Origin of the sequence: Pseudomonas sp. 8Z (assembly GCF_902506535.1) — a bacterium.
GTDB lineage: Bacteria > Pseudomonadota > Gammaproteobacteria > Pseudomonadales > Pseudomonadaceae > Aquipseudomonas.
The window spans coordinates 1-1,354 of sequence record NZ_LR733835.1 but is presented as its reverse complement, the minus strand read 5'-3'; the positions used below and the strand labels follow the sequence as shown (position 1 = coordinate 1,354).

The 1,354-nt window shown below is 57.5% G+C and carries 1 protein-coding gene; it reads right to left on the bottom strand.

What is annotated here, in order from left to right:
• Nucleotides 1-60: 60 nt before the first annotated feature.
• Complete coding sequence (locus AERO9A_RS22355; RefSeq protein ID WP_159974155.1) at nucleotides 61-1,320, bottom strand: IS256 family transposase; 1,260 nt, start codon at nucleotides 1,318-1,320, stop codon at nucleotides 61-63.
• Nucleotides 1,321-1,354: the final 34 nt, after the last annotated feature.

The window sequence follows — 1,354 nt, the reverse complement described above, 5'->3', positions numbered from 1 at the left end:
CGAGACTGTCAGATTTTTTGTGTGCGGGCGTTAACGCCCGTCACCCGACGGACAGTGAATTCACCAGGCGGGCCTGGTGAAGCGATCTCCGTAAAGGATCGCGAATTGATTCATGGCTCCCTTCCAATCATTCGCGGCTCTGCCCCAATTGGCCGTGATATTGCGCAACGCCAGCCAGATCAATTTGGTAGCGGCTTCGTCATTCGGGAAGTGCCCACGCGTCTTGATGATCTTGCGTAGCTGAGCGTTCAGGCTCTCGATGGCGTTGGTGGTATAGATCACCTTGCGTATCGCCTGAGGAAACACGAAGAACGGGATCACACGATCCCAGGCCCGGCGCCACGCAGCAACCACCGTGGGATACTGCCGGCCCCATGGCCCTGCTTCAAACTCGTTCAGCGCTTGCTCCGCGGTCTCTGCGTTCAGCGCTTGGTAAATCGGCTTCAGCGCTTTGGCCAGTCCCTTGCGCTTGTCCCAGGAAGCGTAGTCCAGGCTGTTGCGGATCAGGTGGACGATGCAGGTCTGCAGGGTCGTTTCTGGATAAACCGCTGCCAGCGCTTCGGGCATCCCCTTGAGACCGTCAGTGACGGCAATCAGCACATCCTCAACGCCCCGATTGCGCAAGTCGTTGAAGACCTTGAGCCAGAACTTGGCGCCCTCGGTATTTTCGATCCAGATACCCAGAATGTCACGGCTACCATCGGGTAAAACCCCCAAGGCCAAGTAGATCGCCTTGTTACGCACCATGCCTTCGTCGCGGATCTTCACACGCAAGGCATCGAAGAAAATCACGGGATACATCGGCTCAAGCGGTCGCTGTTGCCACGCCCCCACTTCCTCCATGACGGCGTCAGTCACCGAGCTGATGAAGTCATGGGAGACGTCCGTGCCGTACTGCTCCTGCAGGAATGCTCGAATCTCCCGCACCGTCATACCGCGGGCATACATGGCGATGATCTTGTCGTCGAACCCGGTGAAACGACGCTCATGCTTGGGAATCAGGATGGGCTCGAAGCTGCCATTGCGATCACGTGGAATGTCCAGTTTCAGCGGCCCGTCATCGGTCTGCATCGTCTTGCCACTGGTTCCGTTGCGCTGGTTATCGCTGCCTTCGGGGCGCTCAGCACCGGCGGGATAACCCAAGTGATGGCTGAGCTCCGCTCCCAGAGCTCGCTCGACCAACGCTTTCTTGAAAGCCATCGAAATGTCTTGAATAGACTCGGCCGTCATCGGGCCTGTGACGAACTGTTCGACCAGCTCCTTAGGAATCTCAGGCAGCTCTTTCTTGGCCTTGATGGCCGGGGTCTTTTTGCTAGGCATGTCATGCACCTTAAACGCATGTGATGCCCGAACA